Below are 26,888 nucleotides of genomic sequence, written 5' to 3' on the forward strand. Positions count from 1 at the left end.
CGCGGATCACAGCACGGTGCAACCACTTCGCCGGGCGGTTGCCTTTTGCGGCGCGCTGCTGCTCTTGATCGCGATGATCGGGGTGGGTGCGCACTTCGTGGGGTTGACCAGCACGCTGGTGGCCTGGGCTGCTTCGTTCACGCCCATTGCCGTGCTGGTAGCCGCGGGGGCACTGCTCGCCGCGGTGGTCGGGGGGCGGCGTTGGATGGCAGCAGCGGCGGCCGTGGTGCTGGGCATCGGTGTCGCGACGCAGGCGCCGCTGTATCGGGATGCTACCGATGAGCTGGTGTCCGGGGTTTCGATACAACTGATGCAGGCCAACATTCGGCTCGGTAGTGCTGATCCGAAGGCCCTACGGGATGCCGTAGAAGCCCAGTCTGCCGACCTGCTGACGGTCATCGAGTTGACCGACGAGGCGGTGGCCAACCTGGCCGCCGCCGGCCTGGGCCGAACGCTGCCGTACTCGTGTGAGCGGCCACGTACCGGTGGCGGCGGTGCGGGCATCTATTCTCGATACCCATTGCGTGACTGCGCTCAGCTCGACGGATTTGTGCTCAACAACCTGCGGGCGGTCGCCGATATCCCGGACATGGGGCCGAGCGCGGTGTACGCCCTGCATCCGCTTCCGCCCTATCCTGAGCCGGCTTGGAAGTGGGTATTCGAGCTCAAGAGGCTGCGACCGATCTTCCAGAACGAGCGGTACCCGATGCTGGTAGGCGCGGACTTCAATTCGACATACGACCACAAGCAGTATCGCGACCTGATCGCCAACTCGGCACGTGCCGATGCCCCGCCGCTGGTGGATGTCGCCGAAAACGTTGGCGCCGGTGTGGTTCCCACATTTCCGGCGGGACGACTCATCCCGCCGGTACTGGCCATCGACCGGATTCTCGCTCGTGGTTTCGAACCGATCTCCTTTCGGCGATTCGCGCTGCCCGGTTCAGATCACATGGGCGTGGCAAGCACGCTGGCCGTGCCGCAGCGCAACTCGCAGTAATCACCGAGTCCGATCCTGTGATGTGTTGGTGTGCGGCATCTTTCGTACTGATGCCTTCATGTGGTCTGCGTCATACCCTAAGAGGTAGCTGACAATTTCATGTGAGTGCTCGCTAGTGTCGTTCTCGCAATCAAACCTCTGAGCGGCGGGCCGCATCTGCAGCATGTCTGCACTGCGCATCCCTGGGTCTTCCGAATGTGAAAGGCAATGAAAACCTTGACAGATACGGTGGAGGGCACGGGTGTCGAGCAAATGACGAAATCCATTCGGATCGAATCGTGCGCGGCCGACAGCAAATATGCGGTGAATCGCGAGCATCACGACCGGGGGCGCGGAACGGATACCGGTGAGCATGCCGACGGGTCTGGTCGGCCCACGGTCACCGTGGTCATCCCGACCCGCAACGAGGCGCGGAACCTGCCCTACGTCGCGAAGCGGATGCCCGCGGTCGACCAGATCGTGGTGGTCGACGGCAACTCCGTGGACAACACGGTCGACGTCGCTCGGCAACTGTGGCCAGAGGCATTGATCGTCAACCAAACTCGTGGCGGCAAGGGGAACGCCCTCGCCTGCGGATTCGAGGTCAGTACGGGTGACATCGTGGTGATGATCGATGCGGATGGGTCGACCGATCCTGCTGAGATCCCGGATTTCGTGGGCGCTTTGATTGCCGGTGCGGACTTCGCCAAGGGAAGTCGCTTCACCGAGACGGGAGGCAGTGATGACATCACCAAACTGCGCCGCCTCGGGAACAAGGGTCTGAACTGGCTGGTGAACCGACTTTTCGGCACCGGCTTCACCGACCTGTGCTACGGCTATAACGCATTCTGGCGGACTCATCTGGAGGTGTTGGATCTGCCACGAACCGACGTGACCGAGGCGCAGTGGGGCGACGGATTCGAGATCGAGACCGTCATCAACGTTAGGGTCGCGCTCAACGGCCTCGCGATCCAGGAGGTCAGCAGCTTCGAAGGCAAGCGGATCTACGGACGCAGCAACCTCAATGCCGTGACCGACGGACTGCGGGTGCTGCGCACGATCGGCCGGGAGCACAGGCGCCGTTCCGCCCGTATCGGGATGGCACGAGCGGCTGCTTCCACGCGATGAGTAGGGTGCGCGAGAAGCTGGGTCACACGTTGGCGCTGAGCCAGAGTATCGGCCTGCCCGCCGCGGTGAGCCTGGTGGCGCGGCGGGCACTGGGCATGTCCCGGCCTGTGACTGTCCGGTGTGGCGCACACCGCTTGACGGTGCGTCCCTGTGACAGCGATCCCTTTGTGCTGGCCCAGATTTTCACCGCGCGCGAATACGACGCGCATCCGTTCTGGATGGCGCGACTGAATGCGGTGGCGTCCGAGATCGCGTGCGCCGGTGGAGTTCCGGTGATCATCGACGCGGGCGCAAATGTGGGCTACTCCGCGCTGTATCTGGCCGAACACTTCCCGGGCGCAGTGATTGTGGCCGTGGAACCCGACCCCGCCTGCGTGCGGTTGATCGAGCGGAACTGCGCGCACCATCCGCAGATCAGGCCGGTGCACGCCGCGTTGTGGAGTCATGGTGACGGAGTGGATCTCAGCGCCGGTGACGAGGGATCGTGGGCGAATCGGGTCGCCGACAGGGGCGCCACCCCATCGGTGACCCTGGAGACGCTGCTGGACGGCATTGCCGGTGCGGTGCCATTCATCGTCAAGCTCGATATCGAGGGCGCCGAATCCGAAGTGTGCCAAGCTTCGCCGGCGGCCATCGCCTCCTTCGCCTGCATCATGATCGAACCACATGACTGGATGCTGCCCGGATCTGGTGGCCTGGCGCCGCTCTACGATGCGGTGGCCGGCAAGAAGATGGACACCCATATCCGTGACGAGACGCTGATGCTCTTCGATTGCTCGGTGCTGGAGGCGCACAGTCGCGTACGAGTTCACCCCTGACTGTTCTGATGTAGTGCAGTGCAGCGCTATTGGCGTCATCGGCGAATCGCCCTGGCGCCCATCGGTGTTTCCCGCTGCAGTGCAAAACTTCCTGATGAACCCCTCAGTATGCGGCCCTACCAGGATAGGTAGGGCTTGTAAGAAATATTGCGCTGCAATAACATTCGCGTCGGTCTCATCTGACCGATCATCAATCAAGTAAATCTAGGAGAACCGTGTCACTCGCTGTTCCCGTGGCCTCGGGGCGTGACTTCTGGTCTGCGCCATCGACATCCACGCCTCTGAAGAAGAGGTTGCTCATCGCATCCGTCGCGATGACGGGCGCGTCGGTCATCGCCGTGACGCCTGTTGCGCAGAACCTGCCGGCGTTGGAGGCTGCGCAGCAGCGCGCGGTCGAGCTCGCCGCCTTCGAGAATCCCTTCGCAGTGCTCGGTGCCACGTTCTCGAAGGCCTTCGAGAATCTGAACAACCGTGGTACCGATATCTCGGCCACTCTGCTGCCCAATCTGTCGACGATCCTGGGCAACGAGGAGCTCCAGCGCGAGTTGTCGGTGCTGCTGTTCCGTCCGGAGACGGTGGCCCAGCAGTTGCAGGATCGGCTTGCCGAGCATCAGGCGACCCTGCAGACCGGGTGGGAGCAGTCACAGGCCGGCTGGGCCGCGCACAACGAGCTGCTGCCGGGTGTCCTGGAGCGGGCCAACAACGAACTGGCGGCGGGTAATTTCACCGAAGCCTTCGCTCATATCAACGACTGGTTCATCTTCGGTCTTGGCGCGGCGGGTTGGCCGCTGTACCCGAGCTTCGCCGTGCCGGGCCAGGTTGCCAATGCCGTCGGCGCTCCCGCCATCGCGGCCATCCTGGATGCGCTGCTGGTCGGAGACACCACGCTGGCCGGTTATCCCCATGCCATCATGGTTCCGTTTGTGAGCGCCATCTTCCGGTTCACCGACAGCCTGGACGAGATCCGTGCCGCGGCAGAGCTCGGTGATGTGGTGACGGCGATCAGCCACACGGTCAACTTGCCGATCAAGGTGCTCGGAGCGTTCCTCAACGGCTACAGCCCCAGCATCGCCGAGGACTGGAATGTCTTCCCGGGCTTGCTGACCCCGGGTGGGCCCATCGACTCGTTCCTGGTGCAGTATCCGTCGCTGATCGCCAATGCGCTCAGGGCACTCACCGGACAGCCGGCCGTGGAGAGCGGCGCCGAGACGCTCGACAAGGTATCGTCGACCGCTCTGGCTGCCGAGGGTGACACGGTGACGCTCAGTGTCGAAACGGGCTCCGGTGCAACGCCGGTCGAATCGGTGTCCTCGGGTACCGAAGAGCCGGCCACCGATGGCGAAACTGCCGAGCCGGGCACCTCGGTTCCGACCGAAGAGGCTGGTTCCGCGGAAGAGACGGCCACCGAGGATGCCGGCGCGGCGGTCGATCCGACCACGCCGGTTGTCTCCGAGGAGACCACCGCCGGCGATGCAGCTGCCGGTGAGAGCGCGGACGCCGATGCCGAGGCAGACAGCAAGGCTGACGCGAAGGCAGACGCCACGGCCGACAGCAAGGCCGACAAGGACGCCAAGGCCGACAAGGAGGCCAAGGCCGACAAGGAAGCCAAGGCCGACAAGGAAGCCAAGGCCGACATGAAGGATGCCAAGGCTGACAAGTCCGGCAGCAAGACTGACAAGGCTGATAAGGCTGACAGCAAGGCAGATAAGTCTGACAAGGCAGACAAGTCTGACAAGGCAGATGCGAAGTCCGGGTCGTCGGACAGCAAGCCGTCCAGCAGCTCGTCGGGTAGCTCCAGCAGCTCGTCCAGCAGCTCGTCGAGCACCTCGGGTAGCTCCAGCAGCGACTGAGGCTTCGGCTAGCGCAGAACAGAATACGGCCCCCTCACCCGAGGGGGCCGTATTTTTGTGCTCGGTTCCAGCTCAGCGCTGCGCGCGGATCATCTCGGCGACCCGTCCGACGTGTGGCTCCCGCACCACCGAATCGTGGTCACAGTTGATCCGCTGTACCGACAACTCCCCGGTGAGCAGTTGCGGCCACACACGTTCGTCGTCGCGGTTGAAGCTGCTGAGAATCAACAGCGTCCGGCCCGGATAGGGGCGGGGGCGGTGTAACCGGCCGACCCGCACGCCCACCTCACGCAACGCTGCGACCTTCTCGTCCGGTGTGCCGTCGAGGATTCCGGCCAGTGGCAACCACAGTCGCTGCCGCCAGAGTTCGCGTGGCGCCGTCGGAGGTTGTTCCAGCAGTGTGGAACCGACATCGGGTAGTTCCCGCCGTGCAGCGCGAACGGTCCGCGGGGGCAGGAACGGGTCCAGCAGGGTGACGAGTTCCACCTGGTGGCCGAGCGCCCGAAGCCGGTTGGCCACATCGATGGCGATGAACGCACCGAGCGAGTGGCCTGCCAACCGGTACGGACCCATCGGCGGCAGAGCCAAGAGGTCACTCAGGTGCCGCCGAGCTGCCCTTCCGATCGTCCAATCCGGGAATGCGCGGTTCTCCAGACCCTGCGCTTGAAAAGCGATTACGGCGGTGTCGACACCCAGCCGGTCGGTGAGCGGCACGAACGACAGTGCGGAGGCGCCCGCCCCGGCGAAGCAGAACAACGTTGATCGGGTGTGCTCGCCGGGGGCGCGCAGCACCACCGTGGTGGGGCGGATTCCCCTATCCCGCAGACCCGCAACGCCGGCCCGACGGGTTCGCACTACTTCGGTGAACTGGGCGACAGTCGGGGCGGTGGCCAAATCCGAAGCAGCCAAACGCACCTCGTGCTCCCTTCCGACGAGGCTGATCATTCGCTGGACGTTGAGTGAGTCGCCACCGAGTGCATAGAAGTTCTCGTCCCGGCCGACCTGATCGAGCCTGAGCACCTCGGCCCAGGCGGCCGCGATATGCGATTCGAGACCGGCAGCCGGTGGGATGATCGGTCCGCGGGTGGGTGCCGGCAGTGCCCGCCGGTCGACCTTACCGCGCTCATTGCGGGGGAGCTCCTGCAGCATCACCACGTTGGTGGGGACCATCCATGCCGGCAGCCTGGTGTGTAACTGGGCACGGATATCGGCCACCGCGGGACTGCGCAGTTCGGGGTCGGGGGCCACGTAGGCCGTGAGCACTGGAGTTGCGGAATGCTGGTCGGCGACGACGAGCGCCTCGCGAACCCCGGGGCAGTCGAGCAGCGCGGCTTCCACTTCGGCCGGCTCCACCAGGTAGCCACGGATCTTGACGGCGGCATCCATTCGCCCCAGCACGACGAGCGTGCCGTTCTCGTTGATCCTGGCCCGGTCGTTGGTGACGAATGTGCGGCTGCCGTCGGGATTGGTCGTGAAGGTGGTGGACGCGCTGTCTGCCCTGAGGTATCCGGCGGCGACATAGGGGGAGGTGACGGTCAGTCGGCCGAGTTCGTCGATACCGAGTTCCTTGTGCGGAACGGCAACGCCGGCCGGGATGACCCCCGCGGGGACCTCCTCGTCGGGCCAGATGTCGAAATGCGCGATGCCCAGTGTCTCCGAGGATCCCGCCCAGTTCGTCAGTACGGCGTATGGCGCGAGCTCCCGCGCGCGTCGTAGGACGTTGCCGTACACCGGCTCACCCGTGGTCACGATGCGCTGCACACCGGCCAGAGTGCGACCGCAGGCCGCCTCGGTCAGCGACTGCAGGAACGACGGCGTGCACATCACGATATCCACGTCCGCGAGCCGGTCGATCGCCGCCTCCGGTGTGCTGTTGCGTGGGTCGATCGCGATGACCTGGGCACCCGAGAGCAGGGCGCCGACGAGGACGTTCATCCCGGCGGCGAAGCTCACCGGCATGCACAACGCGACGCGACTGTCCTCGACGATGCCGAAGCGGTCACGGTGCAGAATCCAGTCGCTCAACCAGGTTCCGTGCACATGCAGCACGGCCTTGGGTTCCCCGGAGGAGCCCGAGGTGAACTGGATGCTGGTGACCCGCTGGCGGTCGAGCGCCGCAGAGATGCCCGGCGCGCGGATGCCTTGCGGTGGTGTGTCTGCGGGCCAGACGTCGCATCCGTCGGCGATCTGTCGAGCCGGGGTGTGGTCCGAGTCGTCGACGATGACAGTGTCGACGTGGCGGCCTTGTTCTCGCAGGGCATCGAAGATGTGGGTGATCCGGTCATGGGGCAGACCGGGATCCAACGGCACCAGCGGTGCGCCGGCGGCGAAGCTTCCCAGAATCACCGCCGCGATCTGCGGGCTCAGATCAGCCACCATGGCCACCGGCGCTTCTGGGTCGCGTCGCCGGCGCAATGCGTGTGTCCACACCGCGGCGGCGTCTTTGAGCTCTCCGTAGCTGATGGAAGCGGTCTCCGTGCGCACGGCCACACTGTCGCGCTTGCGCTCGGCGATCTCCTCGAATCGTTGGTTCACCGAGTCGAATTCGATCGGTGCGGTACGGCTCAGGTCCGGCCTCGTCGGGGTCGCGCGGACCGGGCTGTCGAGGGCCTGGCCGCTCGGGGTGGCGGCCACCCGGCGCAGTAATGCCAGGGTGGGGCCGAGAACGACGAGCGTGATGAGCAGTTCGCCTGCGACGTAGGTGTATCCGACCGCGTTGATACCCCACTCGGGCGTGCTCATGATGACACCGACCACCACCAGCACGCCGAGCAGCACCTGGGAGATGACGGCCAGTCGCAGCTTGCGCTGCAGCCGGGCCAGCGCGGTGTAGATGGTCGTCAGCGCCACCGCGGGTAACACCAGGGCCATCGTCCGTATCAGCGTGGTGCCGTTGGCCGCATAATGCGGGCCGAGGATGCCAAGGATTAACGGGGCGGTGGCCATCAGCACCACGCAGCCGGCGACCGCGGATCCACCGCACAACAGCACAAAGCGCTTGGTGCACGCCCACACGTCGGCGCCCGGGGTGGATGCGGTGGCGATGAACGGCGCCGCGGTGGCCACGATCAGCGCACCCAGCGTGTTGACCACTAGCCAGCACATCGAGAAGTACGCGTTCATCTCGGTTCCGAGCTGTGCCACCACGATCAGCGGTACCAAAAGCGGCACGATCACGTTGATGGCATTGATCGCGTAGGAACTGGCGAAGAAGTTGACCAGCTCGCGACGGTCGGGCAGGTCGGCCGTTCCGGTTCGGGCACCCGTCTCCCGGCGGATGACGACGATGGCGATGACGCCGGTGATGACGGCCGCAGGCAGCACCCATGACCAGACGATCGCCGAACCCGTCGCCAGCGGGATCATGGCCGCGACGATGATCAGCTTGGCGATGGATTGACTGATGTTCTTGGTGGCGATGGCACGGGCTCGACCCAGCCCGATCAGGATCTGGTCCTGCAACGCATAGATCGCCAGGATCACCACGAACAAGGGGAAGAACAGTAGGTCAATCGGATCCGGGAACAACTGGGCGCGGGGTCCCAGGACGGTGAACGCGGCGCCGAACACCATTGCCGTCGCGGCGACGAACATCATGCCTTGACGGACGATGCTCTTCGTCCGGTAGCCGGCCAGCGGGAGGAAGCGCTCGTACAGGCTGCCGAGGCTGAAATTGGCAAGGATGGCGATCAGCGTCGCCGAGGTGATGATGGCCGATGCGCGACCGACTTCGGCGGTGTCATATCCGCGCGCGGCGACGGTCCAGAACACAAATCCCAGTACGCCGGTGGCTGCACTGGAGGTCATGACCGCGGCGATGTCGATGCTCAGTCCGCCGCGTCGCGGGGTGGCGGCGACGACAGATGGTGTCCGGTCGCTCAGATCCGCTGCCGGCGAGGACTTTTGTCGTGATTCCAGGGTGTCGGGTCGGCCGATCGTGGGCATGTGGCGGTGTTCCTAGCGGGAGGTCGAATGAGGCGTTAGCGCCACCAGGTGGAGGATACTGAGTCCTCTCCGAATTGGTTAGCCTACCCAAAGTAGTGATGCTCATCATACTGGTAGGGGTAGCGGCCAGTTTCGTCGTCGTAGTTGCTAGTCTCCAGCGGTTGAGTCGAACTCTATTGCCGGGACGGCGATTTCGTCACTGGTGAGGCGTCGTGGGCCGAATCGAGGACTCCGCGGCCAAGGAGGGTGAGGTAGTGCGTCCGAGTGTTCTATCCCGGTTCACCGGATGGGTGTCGTTGGCGCCGTTGCTCTTTTTTGCCGCCGAGTGGGTGGTGTCCGCGTCCTGGCGCGGTTTCTACGGCTATCACGAGGACCTGCTCGGCCCGCTCGGAACCGCCTTCTGCGGCCCGGTGGGCAACTGGCCGTGCAGCGAGCTGTACCGGGTGATGAACATCGCCCTGGTGGTGGCCGGCTTGGCTGTCGTATTCACCGCCGCCGGACTCTTCGCCCAGCGGGTGACCGATCGGGCTGGTGCGCTGTTGCTCGTGGCGGCGGGACTCGGCCTGGCAGTCAGCGGCGCGATCACCCAGAACGTCAGCTACACCGGCAATCTCACCGCCATCATGGTGTTCATGACCCTCGGGTCGGTGGGGGCGTTTCTGATCGCGACCAGTTCGACGACCCGGATGACGGGGGAGCGGCGCCTGGTGGCCGTGCTCGCGTCGCTGGCCAGTCTGATCGGGTACTTCGCCTATGTCGGTGGTGTGGACATCGTCGGACCAGGTGGGGTGCAGCGGTTGTGCATCTACGGAATCCTGGTCACCGTCATCACAGTGGGCACCGTTGGATTGACGAAGACGCCGGCCGCCATCGCCGACCTACCAGCCGAGCACACCCGATGATCGCCAACGGATTTCGTCGATGACAGCCACGCTGGAGGCCGGTTCGGGGACCTCGAGCTCCGGTGGACCAGAGGTGGGGGTGAGCCGCCGTGTGCCACTGCTGCGGGTGCGCATGGCCGATCTGGCGGTGGCCGGCGCAGTGGCAGGTGTCCTTGCCCTGACGGGCCTGCCCGATGTGGCGCGCGGGATCGCTCTGCTCGCGTTCATCGCGATAGGACCCGGCGCTGCTGTGCTGAGCTGGGTGCCGGTTCCCCGGCGGGCGCTGTTGTCGACGGTTCCCGTTCTCGGCGCCGCGATCACCACGCTGGTGGCCATGACGGCGATGTGGTCCTACCGCTGGAATCCGCCCGAGATCTTGTGGACCCAGATCATCGCCGTGTGCGTCAGCAGTGGCTACTGGTACTACCGCAATCCTGATCGCGCCGGCTCCGGCGTGCGCTGGCGGACGGTCCCGAACCCCACGGCGGACCACCGGTCGGTTGTACGCAAACACCTTTCGCTGGTGCTCAGCGCTGCTGCGGTCCTCGTCTGGGTGATTGCCGTACCGGGTCTGCCTGGCGTAGATGCGAGCTACTACGGCCTGCTGTTCTCCGGCACCGGGCCGCTGTTGGCGGTGTGTATCGTGCTGTGCGCATCGGCGTTGCTGGTCGCGGTGCGCGACCGCAGGCTGATCCCGGCCGCGGTGGCCGTTGCGGCAGCCATCATCGTCTCCCGTGTGACCACATTCGTGGCCACCGAGGTACCGCTCTACGACTGGACCTACAAACATCTGGCGGTCGTCGACTACATACTCGTGCACGGGCGTATCGCTCCGGACGGGACCGACATCTACGCCCAGTGGTCGGCCTTTTTCGTCATGTTCGCCTGGTTCAGCGACGTCACCGGTGTGCAACCGATCATGATCGCCCATGTCTTCGCGCCGATCGTCCATGTCCTGATCGCGCTTGCCGTGTACTGCGCGGCGCGGGTGATGGGTCAGTCGCGTCGCACCGCACTCACCGCGGCGTTCCTGGCCGAGGTGGTCAATTGGGTTGGTCAAGACTACTTCTCACCACAGGCATGGTCGTTGGTGTTGGCCTTCGGGATGATCGTGCTACTGCTGGCCTCACCGCGCAGCGGCCCGGCCGGCGTTCTGGCAATCGTCGTGTTCGCCGCCGCGGTGCCCACCCATCAGCTGACCCCGTTCTGGGCTGTCGCCGTCGTGTGTCTGCTGTGCCTGGTGCGGCGCGCGCGACCGTGGTGGATCTCGGTGGTGATGGTCGCGATCGTGGGCGGCTACCTGCTGCTCAATCTCGAAGCGGTGCTGCCCTACGGGGTGTTCTCCGGCAGCAGCCCGGTGAGCAACGCCACCAGCAATATCGTGAGTTCGGGTATGCCCGCCAAGGATTTCACCTCGATCGTGGTCCGATCCTTGTCGCTGGTGGTCGTGGTCACCGCATTCGGTTGTGCCTTGTGGCGGTGGCGGCGCAAGAAACCCGTTGTGGCGCTGGGCATCGTGGCGTTCTCGTCATTCGGTTTGCTGCTGGGGCAGAACTACGGTGGCGAGGCGATCTTCCGCGTCTACCTCTACGCGATACTGGGTTGCGCGATCCTGATCGCACCGGCCGTGGTCGGTGCGGTGGATCGCCGCCGTGCCGGCATGCGCGGGGCGTCGAGTCGGCTGATCGCGGTACTCTGCCTGAGCGGGCTCTCGTTGGCCGGCCTGCACGGTTATGTGGCGCTGTGGCCGATGGTGGTGGAGACCCGTGCACAGATCGACCTGATGAACTCGATCACCGAGGGTGCCGATCCACGCACTCGGCTGGTGATGATCCGCCCGAGCGGCATGCCCACCCGGGTCAACGCGGACTATGCCGAACTGACGTTGTTCAACCCCTATTTCGACGAATCGATAGCCTACGACCTGTGGGATGGCCGCGATCCTCGGCTACCGGAACTCAAGGCGAACTTCCCGGCCGATGATGACATCGCCACCTTGGACGACAATGCGACACGGGAGGCCTACATGGCGTACCTGATGTTCAGCGAACAGTCGAACAAGGCGGTGCGCTACTACGGCGATTATCGCCCGGAGGCCATCGAACTCTTGCAGGATGCGCTGCGGGCATCGCCGAACTGGACGGTCTTCTACGAAAACGGTGCCACCCTGGTGTTCCGGAGTATCAACCAGGAGAAGGCATCCGACTAGCCGGATCGGCTCAGCCGGCCCGGCGCATCGGATCACGGCGGCGACCCTGGCGTCGGCCCCGCCACAGCGCCAACGGCCCGCCGAGAACCGATAGGACCTCCGTCCGACCGATCGCCCGCGGGATGCTGTCGCCGAGATCTGCCGGCGGAATCATGATCGCGCCGTACCCGGCGCCGGCGCGCACCGATGACCGGAACTGTCTGCGCGCCACGGAGAATGCCAACCGGCGATGAGCCGGTTCGCATAACACCTTCGTCAACCAGGCGCCGAGGCCGAGACCGTAACCGCGCGCCTGGGCCAGCAACGCAGTGCTGTCACTGCGATGGCGGTGCCAGACGATGGCCGCCGGTTCGTTGACCAGGGTGTGTCCGGCGGCCACCAGCCGGAAGAACATGTCGATGTCCTCGCCGCCCTTGGTCAAGGTGCCCGCACCCAGCGCCTCGTCGAAGCCGCCCATCTCGAAGGCCGCACGGCGTCTGATGGCGAAGTTGGCTCCGGTGCCATAGACGCCGACCTGGAACGGGAACAGCGGCAGGTCGCGCGGCGGTGCGGCCATCGAGTATGCGCGCGGTGCCAACGTGCCGGCCCAGGACACCCGCTGGTCGAAGTAGACCTGCGCCGCCGTGCGGAGTTCCCCGCTGGGCACCATTCCACAGACGCAGGCGATATCCGGGGACCGGGCGAAACCGCGAGCCAGTCCCTGCAGCCAGTACGGGTCGACCACGACATCGTCGTCTGTGAACGCCACGATGTCATGCCGGGCGGCATGCAGACCTGCATTACGGGCATTGGACAGCCCGGCAATGGGTTCCAGCACGCGTCGGATGCGGGCATCGCCGGCCGCGGCGACCACCCGTGCCGTCGCATCGGTCACCGGCGCGTTGTCGACCACGATGATCTCGAAGTCGGGATAGTCGATGGCCGACAGTGATTCCAGGGCGCCGGCCAGATCCTCGGGCCGTTCCCTGGTGCACAGCACGACCGATATCGGCGGGGCTGGATCTGTTGCGGGCACATCCAGCAGCGGGGTGGACCCCGGAAGGTCCAGGGTGACGGCGTCGCCGACGATATCGGCCTCGACGAAGTCGATGGGTTGTGACCGGTCGCGCAACAGGATCCGGGCCCGTCGATATCCGTCCGATCGCGTGATGTTCACGGTGACTCGACCGTTGTGATCTCCCACCCGGTCGATATCGAGGCATCCGATCCAGCGCGCGTGCGCACCGTCGGGCACCCCGCCCTGCGCCATCACAGGTCCGATTGTCACAGCGGTATTCATAGTTCGGTGACCCTTACCCAGTCGACGAGCATGGTGGCGGGCAACGGTGTCGACGCATCGGCAGGGCCCGGCCAGTCGCCACCGACGGCGAGGTTCAGTAACAGCTGGAACGGCGCGTCGAAGACCCATGTGGCGCCCTCTTCGAGGTTCAACGGCGTGACCGTGAGCAGGGTCGTATCGTCGACGCCGGTGACGATTCGGCCAGGTGTGCGTTCGACCCAGTAGGTGCGGAATACTCCGGCGAGCGGGAAGGGTATTGGACCCGCTGCCGACATCTGTTGTCCGCGTTCGGTTCCGCTCTGCGGAGCGTGCACGCCGGAATGCCATTCGGTGGCCTGATTGAGCGTCTCGATGACGTCGATCTCCCCGGCGGCCGGCCAGCCGACCTCGTCGAGATTGGCGCCGAGCAGCCAGAACGCGGGATGCAGGCCCGCACCCGCGGGCAGCGCGATCCGCGCCTCGGCGCGGCCGAAGGTGAACGCGAAGCTGCCGTTGGTGTCGATCCGTGCCGAGGTGATCTGTCCGTCGGTGCCCCGACGCGCGGTCAGGGCCAAATGCCCATTGCCATCCAGCGCGATGTTGTCCGGATGGTCGGTGTAGATCTGGGCCTCGTTGTTGCCCCAGCCGCCGCCGCCGGTCGCGATCTGCCAGATCCCGTCGGGCGGAGCGCCGGCGGGGCCGTCGAACTCGGAGTTCAACAGAATGCGCGGCGCGCCGGCGGCCGTGTCGGCGGTGCCCAGCAGAGCGCAGGCGCCGACCACCGTGCCGACGACGAGCACCACGCCACCCTTGCAGAGGGCCGATAGGCTCGATCTCACGCCGGTACCTCCGCGGATCGTGCGCTCAGTGCCAGACCTGTCACGTAACCCGCTGTGGTGTAGCCGAATCCGATGACCAACGCGAGCACGCGGCGGGGGTTTCCGCGGGCCCGCCAGGCGCCGGACGGCAGGGTGCGGGTGGTGTAACGGCGCTCGCTGGACAGGGCCGCTTGACGACCGGAGATCCGGGTCAGCACGGCCTTGGATCGACCTTCCTGGTAGCACCGGCGGGTGAAGTACCCCAAGGTGGCCCGGTCGGCCGGAACATGATGATCGACGAGGAAACCGGTGTGCCGGATGATGCGGTGGCCCGGGAATCTGGCGTGCAACTGGACACCCATCAGTGTTTCCTCACAACCTGCGAGCAGATCCCCGACTCGACCGAGTTCTTTTGAGAATCCCTCGATCTCGACGAGCGCCTTGCGGCGTGCTGCCATCGCTGCGCCGATGGGGTTACGGATCTGTTCCCCGCAGTCCGGTAATCCCCGGTAATCGCAACCGACGACCCAGCCGAACTCGTCGGGGAACCAGCGGGGGGCTGACCCGCCGGCCCACTCGGCTCGCACCGCGCCGCCGATGGCGACCACGCTCCGATCCTCGAATGCGGCACGCGCGTGGTCGAGGGCACCGGTCGCCAGCACGGCGTCGTCGTCGACGAATACCACGACATCGCCGCGTGACCGGGCGACGCCGGTATTGCGTGCACCTGATAGCCCGTGCTCGAAGAGGTTGGCAATCAGTGTGATCTGTTCGGGAAGCGTGCTCTGCAGGTCGGCCAGCAGATCGTCGTTGTGGTCGACCACCACGATGATCTCATCGCGAGCATCGATCTGGTCGAGTGTTGCTCGTACCCCCCGCAGCACCTGGGTGCGCCGAGCGGCGGTATAGCAGCAGATGACGACCGACAGACCTACCGCGGACACGGCAAGACCGTCGTGCGCTGATACGGGCGGCACGGCATCGACTCCAGGGATACGCGACGGGGCGCGGCAGTAAGGTGAATTTGTTTTCAGGCCAGACTATCTCAGTCGGTGCCCGTCAGGTCGGCTACGGTCTGGGGAAGGAGGTTCAGCGCCTCGGCGACCGCGTCCGGATCATGCGCCGATCGGTGGAATTCCACAGTGAACCAAAGGTTTTCGGCAACACCCACCGATGTGACGGTGAGGCCCCGCGGGGTTGCCGGGTCACTGGCGACCAGCATGCAGGCGCGGCGGCGATCGGTGAACGGCCATGCACCGTTGCGTTGCGCCCAGCCGAGATTGGAGTGCAGCAGTTGAGGCGGCGGTGCAACGGCGGGGGAGCCGATGGCGTCTCGATCCTTGTGCCGGCGCGCTTTGGCCGTACCCACCAACAGATTCGCCACCGGGCGGCCCGTTCGGGTGGCCCGTGTCATGGCACGTTGCAGTGCGGCCGGGCCGCCCGCCTGGTCGAGCGTGAAATCCAGTCCTGCCGAGAATGATCCGAGTGTGTCTTTGCCGCTGGGCAGGTATCGGCGGACGTCGAAGGGGATCTTCACCGTGTCGGACACGCTGACCCCTGCCCGGCCGAACGCCTGGTGCAACGCGTAGGTGAACAGTGCCACCATGCTGACACCGGGCAGCGCGGCATCGCGGCGCGCACGCATCTCGCCGAGCTGCCCGGCGGTCAGTCCCAGCACGCGGGTGGTGGGAGAGCAGACCGACCCCGGATCGGGACCGGGGTCGGTTCTCCGTTCGATTCCGGCTTTCACCGACCGAAGGCGGTCTGCCGCCAAAAGTTTGGCGACGCGCACCGGGTGCGGGGCGAACGTCTTCATGGCTGCGCTGCGCAACGGGTGCGGTGTGCGTGCATAACGGTGCCAGGTTGCTGCATCACCAGGATCGGTGAGCCCGAACAGCACGTCGAGCAATGTATGGATGAGCGGGATCTCACCGAGCCCGTGACTGAAATCGATGGCCAACCACTGACCGGCGGCAGCCACCGTGACGGCGCGGTCGTCCAGGGAGCGGACGGTGTGCAGCAACTCCGTCGGGTGTGCGGGGACCGACGGCGGCGCGATCGAGTGCAGTCGTGGTGCGCAGACCGGATCGACGTGCTCCCAACGGGTACTCGCCGGCGACGGGTCCAGACAGAGCCGGGCGACCGGTCCCGCCGCGGTCATGGCATCGAGTCGTGCGGCGAGTAGATCCGGTGCGGGCAGCGTCAGCGGCCCGACGACGATGGCCGAGCGACGCCTGCTGTGCACCGCGTCCAGAGTCGCCACCGGTACGCGCAGCGCCTGCGCCACGCATCGATCGGCAACCAGATAAGACATGACGCAGCGACCTTAGCAATGTCGGTCGCCGATGGTGGGTCTACCTTTTGTGACGCGGTCCGTCACACCGTATGCGGAGGGTGAGCTCAGCGGTCAGGACTGCGGAGATGCCGGAAATGTGGCGTTGCCAGCAGTTTTCGCGATATCGCCGTCATCGTGGTCAGGCTCGACGACTTCGCCACGGCTGCTGATGAAGACCGCGGCGAGGGCGCCCACCAGGCATACGACTGCGGTGATGGCGAAGATCTCGCCGTACTGCATGGTGTATGCGGTCCGGGTGTTCTCCATGAGCTGCCTGCCGGCGTCCATCATGTTGGTGGTGTTGACCACCGGCAGCGACGCCAGGATCTGGTTGAAGCGATACAGGCCCCATGCCGACAGGGCCGCCATGCCGATGAGCATGCCGATCATCCGAGAGACGACCACCGCGGCCGAGGCGATTCCGTGTTCGGCCGACGGTACGACCCGCAGGGCCGCCGACGTGAGCGGACCGATCACCAGGCCAAGACCGAAGCCGGCAAGTGCGAGGTCGGTGTCGAAAGCGGGCAGCGTGAACAGGCCCAGATCGTGACGCGCCGACAGCACATCGACGGTCCAGTGCGAGATCAGCCAGTACCCGAAGGCTGCGATGATCAGGCCGGTCACCGCGATCGGTCGGTCACCTATCCGGGTGGCCAACCATCCACCGAGCAGTGCGCCGATCGGCAGCGCGATGAGGAAGCGCAGCAGCAGCACGACTGCTTCGTTCTTGTCCATGCCGAGCACGCCCTGGCCGAACAGCTCCACATTCACCAGCGTCACCATCAGTGCCGCGCCGGCGCACAGTGATGCCCCCAGGGCAGCAAGGAACGGCCGGAACTTCACGCCCGCGGGTTCCATGAGGCGGGTAGTGGCCCGCTTCTCCCAGACGAAGAATCCGATGATGGTCACCACGGCGACGATCAGCAGTGGGATGCCGTAGCTCGGCAGCAGGTTCTTGCCGTCGGGTGACGGATTGTAGAGGCCCACGACCGCCGCGCCGAGCGCGATGGCCAGCAGTACCCCGCCCACGACATCGACCTTCTGCTGTGGCTGATCCTTGTCCCTGGCCGGAACACTGAAATGGATCATCACCATCGCGACTGCAGCCATGGGGATGTTGATCCAGAAGATGTCGCGCCAGGTGTTCAGCGCCCACACCACGGCGATTCCGTACAGCGGACCCAACACACTGCCCAGTTCCTGCGCCGCGCCGATACCGCCGAGCACGGTCGCGCGGCCGCGGTCGGACCACAGATCGGCCGCCAGCGCCAGGGTCACGGGCAGCAGTGCGCCACTGGCGATACCAAGCAGGGTGCGTCCGACGACCAGGGTGGTCAGATCACCGGCAAGCGCGGTCACCGTCGAGCCGACCATGAAGCCGAGCAGGCCGGCCTGCAGGATCAGCTTGCGGCCGAACCGGTCGGAGGCCTTGCCCAGCAGCGGCATCGCTGCGATGTAGCCGAGCAGATAGCTCGTCACGATGGGCGTGACCTGCTGAATCTGGTTTATCGGTATGCCGACGTCACGCATGATGTCGGTCATGATGGTGATCACGACGTAGGTGTCGAGCGCACCGAGGGTGACCGCGAGGCCACCCGCACTTATTGCCAGGCGGCGGTTGGTACCCGCGCGCCCCCCGGCTCGGTGGCTGGTGGCCGCCGACATCAGGTGGCGGGCTTCGTGACGGTGACCTGCTTACCCCAATCCGACAGCGTCATCGTGATGGTGTTGCCTGCGGACGGCTCCAGCATCACCTGAGCCAACTGGTGCTCGCCGTCCTCACGAATCCAGGCGGTGCCCGGGGCCGGAGTCGTCGCGTTGAGCTGGGGTGCGATCTTGTTGACCGCCTCGGGCGGGACGGTGCCGGTGATCTTGACGGCATCCGAGCCGCCGATGGCCTCGCGGCCGACGGCCTTGGCGTCGGTGAAGCTCGACAGCACGTTGGCCAGTCCGTTGTCGGGGTTCAGGATCGCGGAGATGTCATAGATATCGGCGGCAGGACCGAAGTTCTGCATGTTGCCGCCCTTGGTGATCGCACCGTAGAGGTCGCCGTCGACGACGACGAAGCCGACGTCGGTGAGCTTCTGGCCGAGGAAGAGAAGATCGGCGCTGCCCTGCGCGGCGACTGCGGGCGCATTGGTCAGGTCACCGCTGAGGTGGGCGATGGGTAGTTCCTTGATCTCACCGCCCACGGCGAGTTCGAGGTGGACGCTCTGTTGGGCGCGTGTGGTGGCCGCCGACTCGGTCAACAAGGTCGCGGCGTCGGGGAGCGGAGCGTCGTTGGTCTTCGACGAGCAGCCGACGAACGCGAGGGCCATGATCGCGGCGAGAGCGGGAAGGAGGATTCGGACTGCACGGGGGCGCGTCTGCATGTTCTGCATCGTAGTGGAGCGCTCTGGATGGACGTCCGATACATGCAGCGCACTAACCTGTGGGCATGTTCACCGGAATCGTGGAAGAACTCGGAGAAGTGGTCGGCAAGGAAGATTTGCCCGATGCCGCCCGCTTTGTGATTCGGGGGCCGGTGGTCACCTCCGATGCAGGTCATGGCGATTCCATCGCGGTGAACGGCGTATGTCTGACGGTGGTCGAAGTTCGCCCGGACGGTGCTTTCACCGCCGATGTGATGGCCGAGACACTGAACAGGTCGAGCCTGGCCGCCGTCGGCGTCGGCAGCCGGGTCAACCTGGAGCGGGCGGCCGCGGTCAACAGCAGGCTCGGAGGACACATAGTCCAGGGCCACGTCGATGGCACCGGGACGGTGGTCTCGCGGTCGCCGTCGGAGAACTGGGAAGTCGTGCGGATGTCGCTACCGGCGTCGTTGTCCCGCTATGTCGTGGAAAAGGGTTCCATCACGGTCGACGGCATCTCGTTGACGGTGTCCGGGTTGGGGCCGGATTGGTTCGAGGTTTCGCTGATTCCGACGACGCTGGGACTGACCACCCTCGGCTCCGCGGAGGTGGGCACCCCTGTGAATCTTGAGGTTGATGTGATTGCGAAGTACGTCGAGCGGCTACTGGGAGAACGCGAGCGCTGACGCTTTTGCTTCGCTCTTCGCAGAATCAGCAACGTCGCGAGGTCAGCTCCACAACATCCGGGGAACGTCGCGATCTGGTCCGGAGGCGAATAATTTTTTTCGTCGGTCGACGGTTCCGGCGGTATCGCCGCGCGCGATTGTGACCGTTCCTGACACGTGATTGCCGCGTAGTTAAAAGCGAATAAGTGTTTACCTCGGTCCGTCATCCTCGACCGCTGAGACGGGGCACTTGACAGCGCCTATCCGCATGTCGAAAGTGCAGCGTGGCCGCCTGATTCTGGGTGATTCGGCGGGGTTTGTCCGGTCGGCTCCGGTACGTCTGGTACGCGAGGGTTCCGGTGCATGGACTGTGGGTTGGCTGTGGCTTTGTTGCTGGCGCGCCCACCGGCGCCTTTCCGATCGTGAGATTTGCCCCCCGGATTGATCGATTGCGTCAACGGGAGCGCCGACAGGCAACGAAATCCCGGACAAAACTTCCGCCGAAGTTGCTTTTCAGTTATTGACCAGCGTGTTAACTTACGCCGCAGTCAATACCCATCGGTTTGTCCTTGCGGACGGCCGAAGGCCCGTCACAGCGGTCGATGTCGAGGAGCACTATGGCAACCCATCGGAAGAATTCGTCGAAGAAGCGGATGCGCGCCGGCGAGTTCGCCGTGGCAGCATTCCTCGGTCTCGCGGTCACCGCCGCCCCTGCCGTCGCTGCCGCGGACACCACCGACGGACCGTCGACCGGACCGGCCTCGGATTCCGACCACAAGGCCAGTGACAACAACGGCGCGTCCAACGGGGCCGGTGGCTCGGGCACCGTCAAGACCGGTGGCCTCGGCACTTCCGAGGATGACTCCGATGACCGCGGGTCCGGTACCCGGACCGGTGGCCTCAAAGAGCGTGATGAACCCAACGCCGACGACGGCCTCAAGACCGACGGCCTCAAGAGCGACGGCCTCAAAAACGACGGCCTCGAAAGCGACGAGCCCGCCGGCAACAAGGTTCTCGAGGGCACCGACGGCAGCGGTGTCGAAAACGGTGCCGAAGGCGGTGATACCGGCGCGGGTACGACCCCGATCGTCGAGGAGCAGCCCGCTGGGGAGGGTACCGGCACCGCCACCACGGGCGAGGCCGGCACCGGGACGACCACGACCGAACAACCCGGCACCAGCGGCACCCCCGGAGGTACCAGCGGAGAGGGCGCCACGACCGAACCGGGAACCCAATCACCGGTCACCGTTCCCGGAGGCGAGGGCGCCGAGGTGCCTTCCGGAACCGTCGACGGCCCCTCGGACAACGCGCCGGTCGTCGCCCCGGTCACCGTGCCCGAGGTCGGGCACTCGGCCCCGTACGCATCGCTGGCCGGCTCGGATCCCACGCCCACACCCCCAGCACTGGCGTCGGCGCTGTTCGATATCGACATCGTCCCCAAGCCCCCGGTCATCCCGGCCTTCGAACCATTCATGGGAATCGTCAATGCGCTGGCGGGGTTCGTCGACGCCATCTTCCCGCAGTACGCCGCCGATCCGATCCTCAACCCGACCCAGGTCGCGGCCGGTTGGGTGATGACGCTGTTCGCCGGTTTGCAGGGCACCTACTGGAACGGCGAGCCGACCCCGTTCACCTTCGGTGCACTGGTCCTGGTGACGGCGGCATACAGTCGCTACGAGCGGTTGGCGACAAACCAGTTGCCGGGTGAGCCGACCGTGTCGGCCGGTCCGCTTCCGTTGACCTGGAAGCTCAAGAGCATCGACCCCAACGGCGACCCGCTGGTCTACTCGGTGGACCTGAGCGGACAGCCGAGCAACGGCCTCATCACCATGAGCCCGGACGGCACCTTCAGCTTCGTGCCCAGCTCGCTCGATGACCTCAACAACGGCACCGATGTCACGTTCACCGTCCGGGTCAACGACAGCCTGGGCTTCCTCGACCATCCGTTGACCCCGGACGGCAACGATGCGTACTACACGGTGACCTTCCGGTATCCGGGCCTGGGCATCAACAACCTGCCGTACTTCGGTTCGGGCGGACACGCACAGGTGACCGGCTACGACCCCGTCACCGGCAAGGTGACCATCACCGCGGCGGCCACCGATGCCGACGGCGATCCGCTGACCTACACCGCTTCCGCCTTGTGGGGCAGCGTCGTTCGTAACGAGGACGGCACGTTCACCTACACCCCGACCGATGCCGCCCGCCACGGTGCCGCGGCACTGCTCGGCGTGAAGAGCGATCTGATCTCCATCTGGGCCAATGACGGCCGCGGCGGCATCACCCTGCTCCCGACCGTCGTCAGCGTCGACATCGTCAGCGCCAACAACCCGCCGACGATCACCGTGGGCACCTCCACCACCGAGCCGATCACCGGCATCATCACCGGCTCCTTCGAGGTCAAGGACGACGACGGTGACCTCGTCATCGTGACCGGCGATGTGGTGACCCCGCGCGGCGGCATCGTCGTGGTGACGCCGTTCGGCTACATGTACACCCCGACCCTTGCGGCGCGCTCGCAGGGCGGCACCGACACCTTCACCGTCACCCTCAACGATGCGCACGGCGGTGTCGTCGAGGTGTCGGTCACGGTGACCATCAATCGCATCAATTCCAACCCGATCGGTGGCATCACCGTCGCGCTGCCGGACTCCGACGGTGTCGTCCGCGGCACCGTCGCCGCCACCGACTTCGACGGTGACGACCTGACTTTCACGCTCGCCAACGGTGCCTCCTCCGGCCACAGCGCCAACGGCGGCATCGTGCTGCTCAACACCGACGGCACCTTCACGTTCATCCCGAAGCCGGCCGGTCTGCTCGGCGGCCTCACGCTGGACTCATTCGAGGTCCACGTCTCCGACGGTCGCGGCGGCACCACGACCACCACGGTCACGCTGTCCGCCGACCTGGACATCGATCCGGTGGTCACGTCCAACGTCGACGGTGTGGTCAAGGGCGGGCTGCAGATCAGCAACAACGCCAACACCGGCCTGCTGACCTACAGCGTGGGCAGCGGCCCGAGCAAGGGCACGGTCACGGTCAATGCCGATGGCACGTACACCTATACGGCGACCACGGCGGGCTGGAACGAGTCCGACACGTTCACCATCGTGGGCACCGTCGACGGCCAATCGATCACGGTGGCGACCGTGACGGTGGTCCCCAAGCCCAATGTCGCGCCCACCGCCCCGCTGATCGGCGGAGACACCGTGATCGGCGGCTCCGGCATCGCCTCGGGCACCGTGCACGCCTCGGACGAGAACGGCGACACCCTGCACTACAGCGTCGACGGCCCCGGTGGCAGCTCGACGAAGGTACTGTCCAACGGTGCGATCGTGACCGTCGACCAGAACGGCAACTGGCATTACATCCCGGGCCTCGACAGCGGAGATCCGGTGTTCGGCGCCATCGCGTTGTCCACCTTCACGATCTACGTCACCGACGGCAAGGGCGGTCAGGCCAGCACGCTGATCACGGTCAACACCCACAACCTGAATATCCCGGTGACCAAGTCGGGCAGTAACGGCACGGTGACCGGAGGGTTGACGTTGACCGCTGCCGAGCAGGGGTTGATGACCTACAGCGTGGGCAACGGTCCCTCCAAGGGCACCGTGACGGTCAATGCCGATGGCACGTACACCTATACGGCAACCTCGGCCGGTTGGAACGAGACCGACACGTTCACCATCGTGGGCACGATCAACGGCCAGTCGATCACCGTCGCCGAAGTGTCGCTGGTGCCCAAGTCCAATACCGCGCCGACCGCCCCGCTGTTGGGCGGGGACACGGTGATCGGTGGTTCGGGTATCGCCTCGGGCACGGTGAATGCCTCGGATGCCGACGGGGACACCCTGCATTTCAGCGTCGACGGCCCCGGCGGTTCGTCGACGAAGGTGTTGTCCAACGGTGCGATCGTGACCGTGGATGCCAACGGCAAGTGGCATTACATCCCCGGTCTGAACAGTGGTGACCTCGGTGGTTTGGTCTCCTCGATCGCGTTGTCCAGCTTCACGATCTATGTCACCGACGGCAAGGGTGGTCAGGCCAGCACGCTGATCACGGTCAACACCCATGAGCTCGATATCCCGGTCACCAAGGTGGTCAACAACGGCACGGTGACCGGTGGGTTGGGGCTGTCTGCCGGTGAGCAGGGGTTGATGACCTACAGCGTGGGCAACGGTCCCTCCAAGGGCACCGTGACGGTCAATGCCGATGGCACGTACACCTATACGGCGACCACGGCGGGCTGGAACGAGTCCGACACGTTCACCATCGTGGGCACGATCAACGGCCAGTCGATCACCGTCGCCGAAGTATCGGTGGTGCCCAAGTCCAACGCCGCCCCGACGGTGGATCCGATCGATCTGGTCACCGTGGTGGGCGGATCGGGTATCGCGACCGGCAACGTCAGCGCCACTGATGCCAACGGTGACACCCTGCATTACAGCGTCACCGGCTACGGCGGTGCGTCGACGAAGGTGTTGTCCAACGGTGCGATCGTCTCGGTCGACCAGAACGGCAAGTGGTCCTATATCCCCGGCCCGAACAGCGGTGTCCTTGGCGTCATCCTGGCCTCCTCGTTCACGGTGTACGTCACCGACGGCAAGGGGGGAGAGGCCAGTACGCCGGTGGTGGTCACCACCCATGATCTGAACATCCCGGTGACCAAGTCGGGCAGTAATGGGACGGTGACCGGTGGGTTGACGTTGACCGCTGCCGAGCAGGGGTTGATGACCTACAGCGTGGGCAGTGGTCCGTCCAAGGGCACCGTGACGGTCAATGCCGATGGCACGTACACCTATACGGCAACCTCGGCGGGTTGGAACGAGTCCGACACGTTCACCATCGTGGGCACGATCAACGGCCAGTCGATCACCGTCGCCGAAGTGTCGCTGGTGCCCAAGTCCAATACCGCGCCGACCGCCCCGCTGTTGGGCGGGGACACGGTGATCGGTGGTTCGGGTATCGCCTCGGGCACGGTGAATGCCTCGGATGCCGACGGGGACACCCTGCATTTCAGCGTCGACGGCCCCGGCGGTTCGTCGACGAAGGTGTTGTCCAACGGTGCGATCGTGACCGTGGATGCCAACGGCAAGTGGCATTACATCCCCGGTCTGAACAGTGGTGACCTCGGTGGTTTGGTCTCCTCGATCGCGTTGTCCAGCTTCACGATCTATGTCACCGACGGCAAGGGTGGTCAGGCCAGCACGCTGATCACGGTCAACACCCATGAGCTCGATATCCCGGTCACCAAGGTGGTCAACAACGGCACGGTGACCGGTGGGTTGGGGCTGTCTGCCGGTGAGCAGGGGTTGATGACCTACAGCGTGGGCAACGGTCCCTCCAAGGGCACGGTCACGGTCAATGCCGATGGCACGTACACCTATACGGCGACCACGGCGGGCTGGAACGAGTCCGACACGTTCACCATCGTGGGCACGATCAACGGCCAGTCGATCACCGTCGCCGAAGTGTCGCTCGTTCCCAAGGTGAACAGCGGGCCCTCCTCCAAGCCCCTCGACGGTGCGGTGATCACCGGCGGGTCGGGCATTGCGACCGGCAACGTCGGCGCCAGCGACGATGACAACGACACGTTGCACTACAGCGTCACCGGCTACGGCGGTGGGTCCAGCAAGCTGCTGGGCAACGGGGCCATCGTGACCGTGGACGCCAACGGCAAGTGGTCCTACGTGCCCGGCCTGAACAGTGGTGTGCTCGGCGCCATCGTCGGATCGAGCTTCACGGTGTACGTCACCGATGGAAAGGGCGGTCAGACAACCACTTTCGTGACCGTCACAACTCACGATCTGAATCTCCCCGTCACCACCTCGAACTCGGGTGGAAACGGCATCGTCACCGGTGCAGTGCAGTTGACCGGTGCCGAGCAGGGAGTGCTCACCTACAGCGTGGGTAATGGTCCGAGCAAGGGCACCGTGGCGATCAATGCCGACGGCACCTACACCTACACCCGCACGGTCGCGGGACACACCGGCGGCCCGACCGACAGTTTCGAGATCCTCGGCACCGTCGGTGGTGTCAGCATCGTCGTCGCCACGGTCACCGTCACTCCGACCTTGAGCAACGCCGCTCCGACCGCCGGGCAGACCACGATCACGGAATCCTCGCTGGGTGGTGACTTCCTGGGAATCCGCACGCAGAACACGAAGGGTAAGGTCACCGCGGCCGACGCCGACGGCGATGCGATCACCTATCCGGGTGGCTCGATCATTCCGGCGATGTACAGCACGGCCAACGGTGGCTCGGTGTCCTTCTACTCGGACGGCACCTTCACCTACGCGATCACCAAGTCCAACAGCTACTTCCACGGTGCGGCCGCGATCGGTGCCAGCGGCCTCGCGGTCAAGGACACCTTCACCATCACCATCACGGACGCGCTGGGCGCGAGCACCACGATCGTGGTCGAGGTGCCGGTCGAGAAGCTCAACGCGAAGCCTTCTTCGAGTGTGTCGACCAGTGCCAGCTCGGACGCACTCGGCGTGGTGCGTGGCACGTTGAACGGGTCAGACAACGACGATGACACGTTGACCTACAACCTCGTCGGAGCCACCGGAGGCTCGGCGTACACCGCCAACGGTGGCATCGTGACGCTGTCGGGCAACTCGTTCACCTACATCCCGACCAAATCCGGATCGACCACGGATACGTTCACGGTGACGGTTTCCGACGGCCACGGCGGCACCACCACGGCGACCATCTCGGTGGCGCAGGCAACGCCGTCGCCGGTGACGGTCACCAACGGGGGAGCCAACATCCAGAAGGTGACCCTGAACGTGCCGGCCGCCGACGCGTCGCTACTGACCTTCAGTGTCGGAACGCAGGGCACCAAGGGATCCGTCGTCCGTAATGCCGATGGGACCTACACCTACACCCGGAACTCGGGCTTGGGGCATTCGACGACACCCAACGACACATTCACCATCGTCGGCACCGACGCCAGTGGCAAGACGGTGACGATCGCCACCGTGAACGTCGCACCGACGATCCCGAATGCGGCGCCCATCGGCGGTGCGGTCACGATCACGAGTTCCTCGCTGGAGGACAACACCGTGATCGGCATCGGGACCTGGAAGCAGCGGACCTCGGGCTCGTTGGCTGCCTCGGACTCCGACGGCGACGCGGTCAGTTGGACAGCGGGTACGTTCTCGACGGCCAATGGCGGGTCCGTCGTGGTCAATGCGAACGGAACGTTCAGCTACACCATCGACAAGGGGTACTCGTACTTCCACGGTGCAGCCAAGGTCGGTGCCAGCGGAACGGCCTTCGCCGACAACTTCTCCGTGACGGTCAACGACGGGTTCGGCGGTAGCACAACCTATTCGGTCAATGTGAACATCTATGCGCACAATGATCCGCCGAGTGTCAGCGGTGGAGTGCGGACCTGGTTGACGAACAACTGGACCAGTGTCTTCGGTTCGGGCAGCAACGGTGATTCGGTCGACACCGCGGTCACCGCCCAGACCGGGGGCGGATCGGCGAGCTACAACTCGACGTGGGGCACCCTGAACACCAGCGGGAAGTCGTCCGGGAACACCGTGACCGTGACGGCCACCGAGACCGAGTATTACCAGGTCATCAATGGTGTCGTGCAGGTCGGGACCCTGTCCAGCTCGTCAAGGACGTTCACCGTGTAGTC

At 65.3% G+C, this 26,888-nt stretch carries 15 protein-coding genes; 8 read left to right on the forward strand and 7 right to left on the reverse strand.

The features are described 5' to 3' along the window. The first annotated feature begins 16 nt into the window (after positions 1–16). From FBY28_RS24540 to FBY28_RS25830, 4 genes are all read left to right on the forward strand, one after another. Positions 17–997 carry an endonuclease/exonuclease/phosphatase family protein gene (locus tag FBY28_RS24540; RefSeq protein ID WP_141869766.1) on the forward strand — a complete coding sequence of 327 codons (981 nt, stop codon included), beginning with the start codon at positions 17–19 and terminating at the stop codon, positions 995–997. A gap of 207 nt (positions 998–1,204) precedes the next feature. Further along, entirely contained in the window at positions 1,205–2,104 is a 900-nt protein-coding gene (locus FBY28_RS24545) for a glycosyltransferase family 2 protein (RefSeq protein ID WP_286178462.1), read from the forward strand. Beyond that, entirely contained in the window at positions 2,101–2,922 is an 822-nt protein-coding gene (locus tag FBY28_RS24550; protein WP_141869767.1) for an FkbM family methyltransferase, read from the forward strand. The genes FBY28_RS24545 and FBY28_RS24550 overlap by 4 nt, the downstream gene beginning before the upstream one ends. Positions 2,923–3,236: 314 nt before the next feature. Further along, positions 3,237–4,772 carry a hypothetical protein gene (locus FBY28_RS25830; RefSeq protein WP_160145525.1) on the forward strand — a complete coding sequence of 512 codons (1,536 nt, stop codon included), beginning with the start codon at positions 3,237–3,239 and terminating at the stop codon, positions 4,770–4,772. Between the two features lie 72 nt (positions 4,773–4,844). Here the strand turns inward: FBY28_RS25830 and FBY28_RS24560 are convergent, their stop codons facing one another. Continuing rightward, complete coding sequence (locus FBY28_RS24560; protein WP_141869768.1) at positions 4,845–8,717, reverse strand: AMP-binding protein; 3,873 nt, start codon at positions 8,715–8,717, stop codon at positions 4,845–4,847. A gap of 254 nt (positions 8,718–8,971) precedes the next feature. Between FBY28_RS24560 and FBY28_RS24565 the strand changes: the two genes are divergently transcribed. Both FBY28_RS24565 and FBY28_RS24570 read left to right on the forward strand, forming a co-directional pair. After that, on the forward strand, positions 8,972–9,619 hold the full coding sequence (locus tag FBY28_RS24565) for a DUF998 domain-containing protein (RefSeq protein ID WP_216847931.1): 648 nt from the start codon (positions 8,972–8,974) through the stop codon (positions 9,617–9,619). A 19-nt stretch (positions 9,620–9,638) separates the two neighbouring features. After that, positions 9,639–11,807 carry a hypothetical protein gene (locus FBY28_RS24570; protein WP_216847932.1) on the forward strand — a complete coding sequence of 723 codons (2,169 nt, stop codon included), beginning with the start codon at positions 9,639–9,641 and terminating at the stop codon, positions 11,805–11,807. A 10-nt stretch (positions 11,808–11,817) separates the two neighbouring features. On the opposite strand, the gene FBY28_RS24575 is transcribed toward FBY28_RS24570, so the two are convergent. The 6 genes from FBY28_RS24575 to FBY28_RS24600 form a co-directional block, all read right to left on the reverse strand. After that, the gene (locus FBY28_RS24575; RefSeq protein WP_216847933.1) at positions 11,818–13,074 is read right to left on the reverse strand and encodes a glycosyltransferase family 2 protein; all 1,257 of its coding nucleotides are present in this window, start codon (positions 13,072–13,074) and stop codon (positions 11,818–11,820) included. Between the two features lie 8 nt (positions 13,075–13,082). Continuing rightward, positions 13,083–13,904: a glycoside hydrolase family 16 protein gene (locus tag FBY28_RS24580; protein WP_141869770.1), complete on the reverse strand. Its 822-nt coding sequence runs from the start codon at positions 13,902–13,904 to the stop codon at positions 13,083–13,085. After that, a complete protein-coding gene (locus FBY28_RS24585) occupies positions 13,901–14,827 on the reverse strand; it encodes a glycosyltransferase family 2 protein (RefSeq protein ID WP_141869771.1) in 927 nt (308 codons plus the stop codon). The genes FBY28_RS24580 and FBY28_RS24585 overlap by 4 nt, the downstream gene beginning before the upstream one ends. Before the next feature lie 101 nt (positions 14,828–14,928). Continuing rightward, the gene (locus FBY28_RS24590) at positions 14,929–16,197 is read right to left on the reverse strand and encodes a hypothetical protein (RefSeq protein WP_141869772.1); all 1,269 of its coding nucleotides are present in this window, start codon (positions 16,195–16,197) and stop codon (positions 14,929–14,931) included. 93 nt (positions 16,198–16,290) lie between these two features. After that, positions 16,291–17,883 (reverse strand): MFS transporter, encoded by a 1,593-nt coding sequence (locus FBY28_RS24595; RefSeq protein ID WP_141869773.1) that lies wholly within the window; start codon positions 17,881–17,883, stop codon positions 16,291–16,293. Next, positions 17,883–18,590: an LppX_LprAFG lipoprotein gene (locus tag FBY28_RS24600; RefSeq protein WP_174241740.1), complete on the reverse strand. Its 708-nt coding sequence runs from the start codon at positions 18,588–18,590 to the stop codon at positions 17,883–17,885. Before FBY28_RS24600 ends, FBY28_RS24595 begins: the two co-directional genes overlap by 1 nt. A gap of 65 nt (positions 18,591–18,655) precedes the next feature. Between FBY28_RS24600 and FBY28_RS24605 the strand changes: the two genes are divergently transcribed. Continuing rightward, positions 18,656–19,255: a riboflavin synthase gene (locus FBY28_RS24605; RefSeq protein WP_141869775.1), complete on the forward strand. Its 600-nt coding sequence runs from the start codon at positions 18,656–18,658 to the stop codon at positions 19,253–19,255. 596 nt (positions 19,256–19,851) lie between these two features. After that, positions 19,852–26,886 carry an Ig-like domain-containing protein gene (locus tag FBY28_RS24610; protein WP_160145526.1) on the forward strand — a complete coding sequence of 2,345 codons (7,035 nt, stop codon included), beginning with the start codon at positions 19,852–19,854 and terminating at the stop codon, positions 26,884–26,886. Positions 26,887–26,888: the final 2 nt, after the last annotated feature.

The sequence above is a fragment of the Arthrobacter sp. SLBN-53 genome (genome assembly GCF_006715585.1).
Lineage (GTDB): Bacteria > Actinomycetota > Actinomycetes > Mycobacteriales > Mycobacteriaceae > Mycobacterium > Mycobacterium neoaurum_A.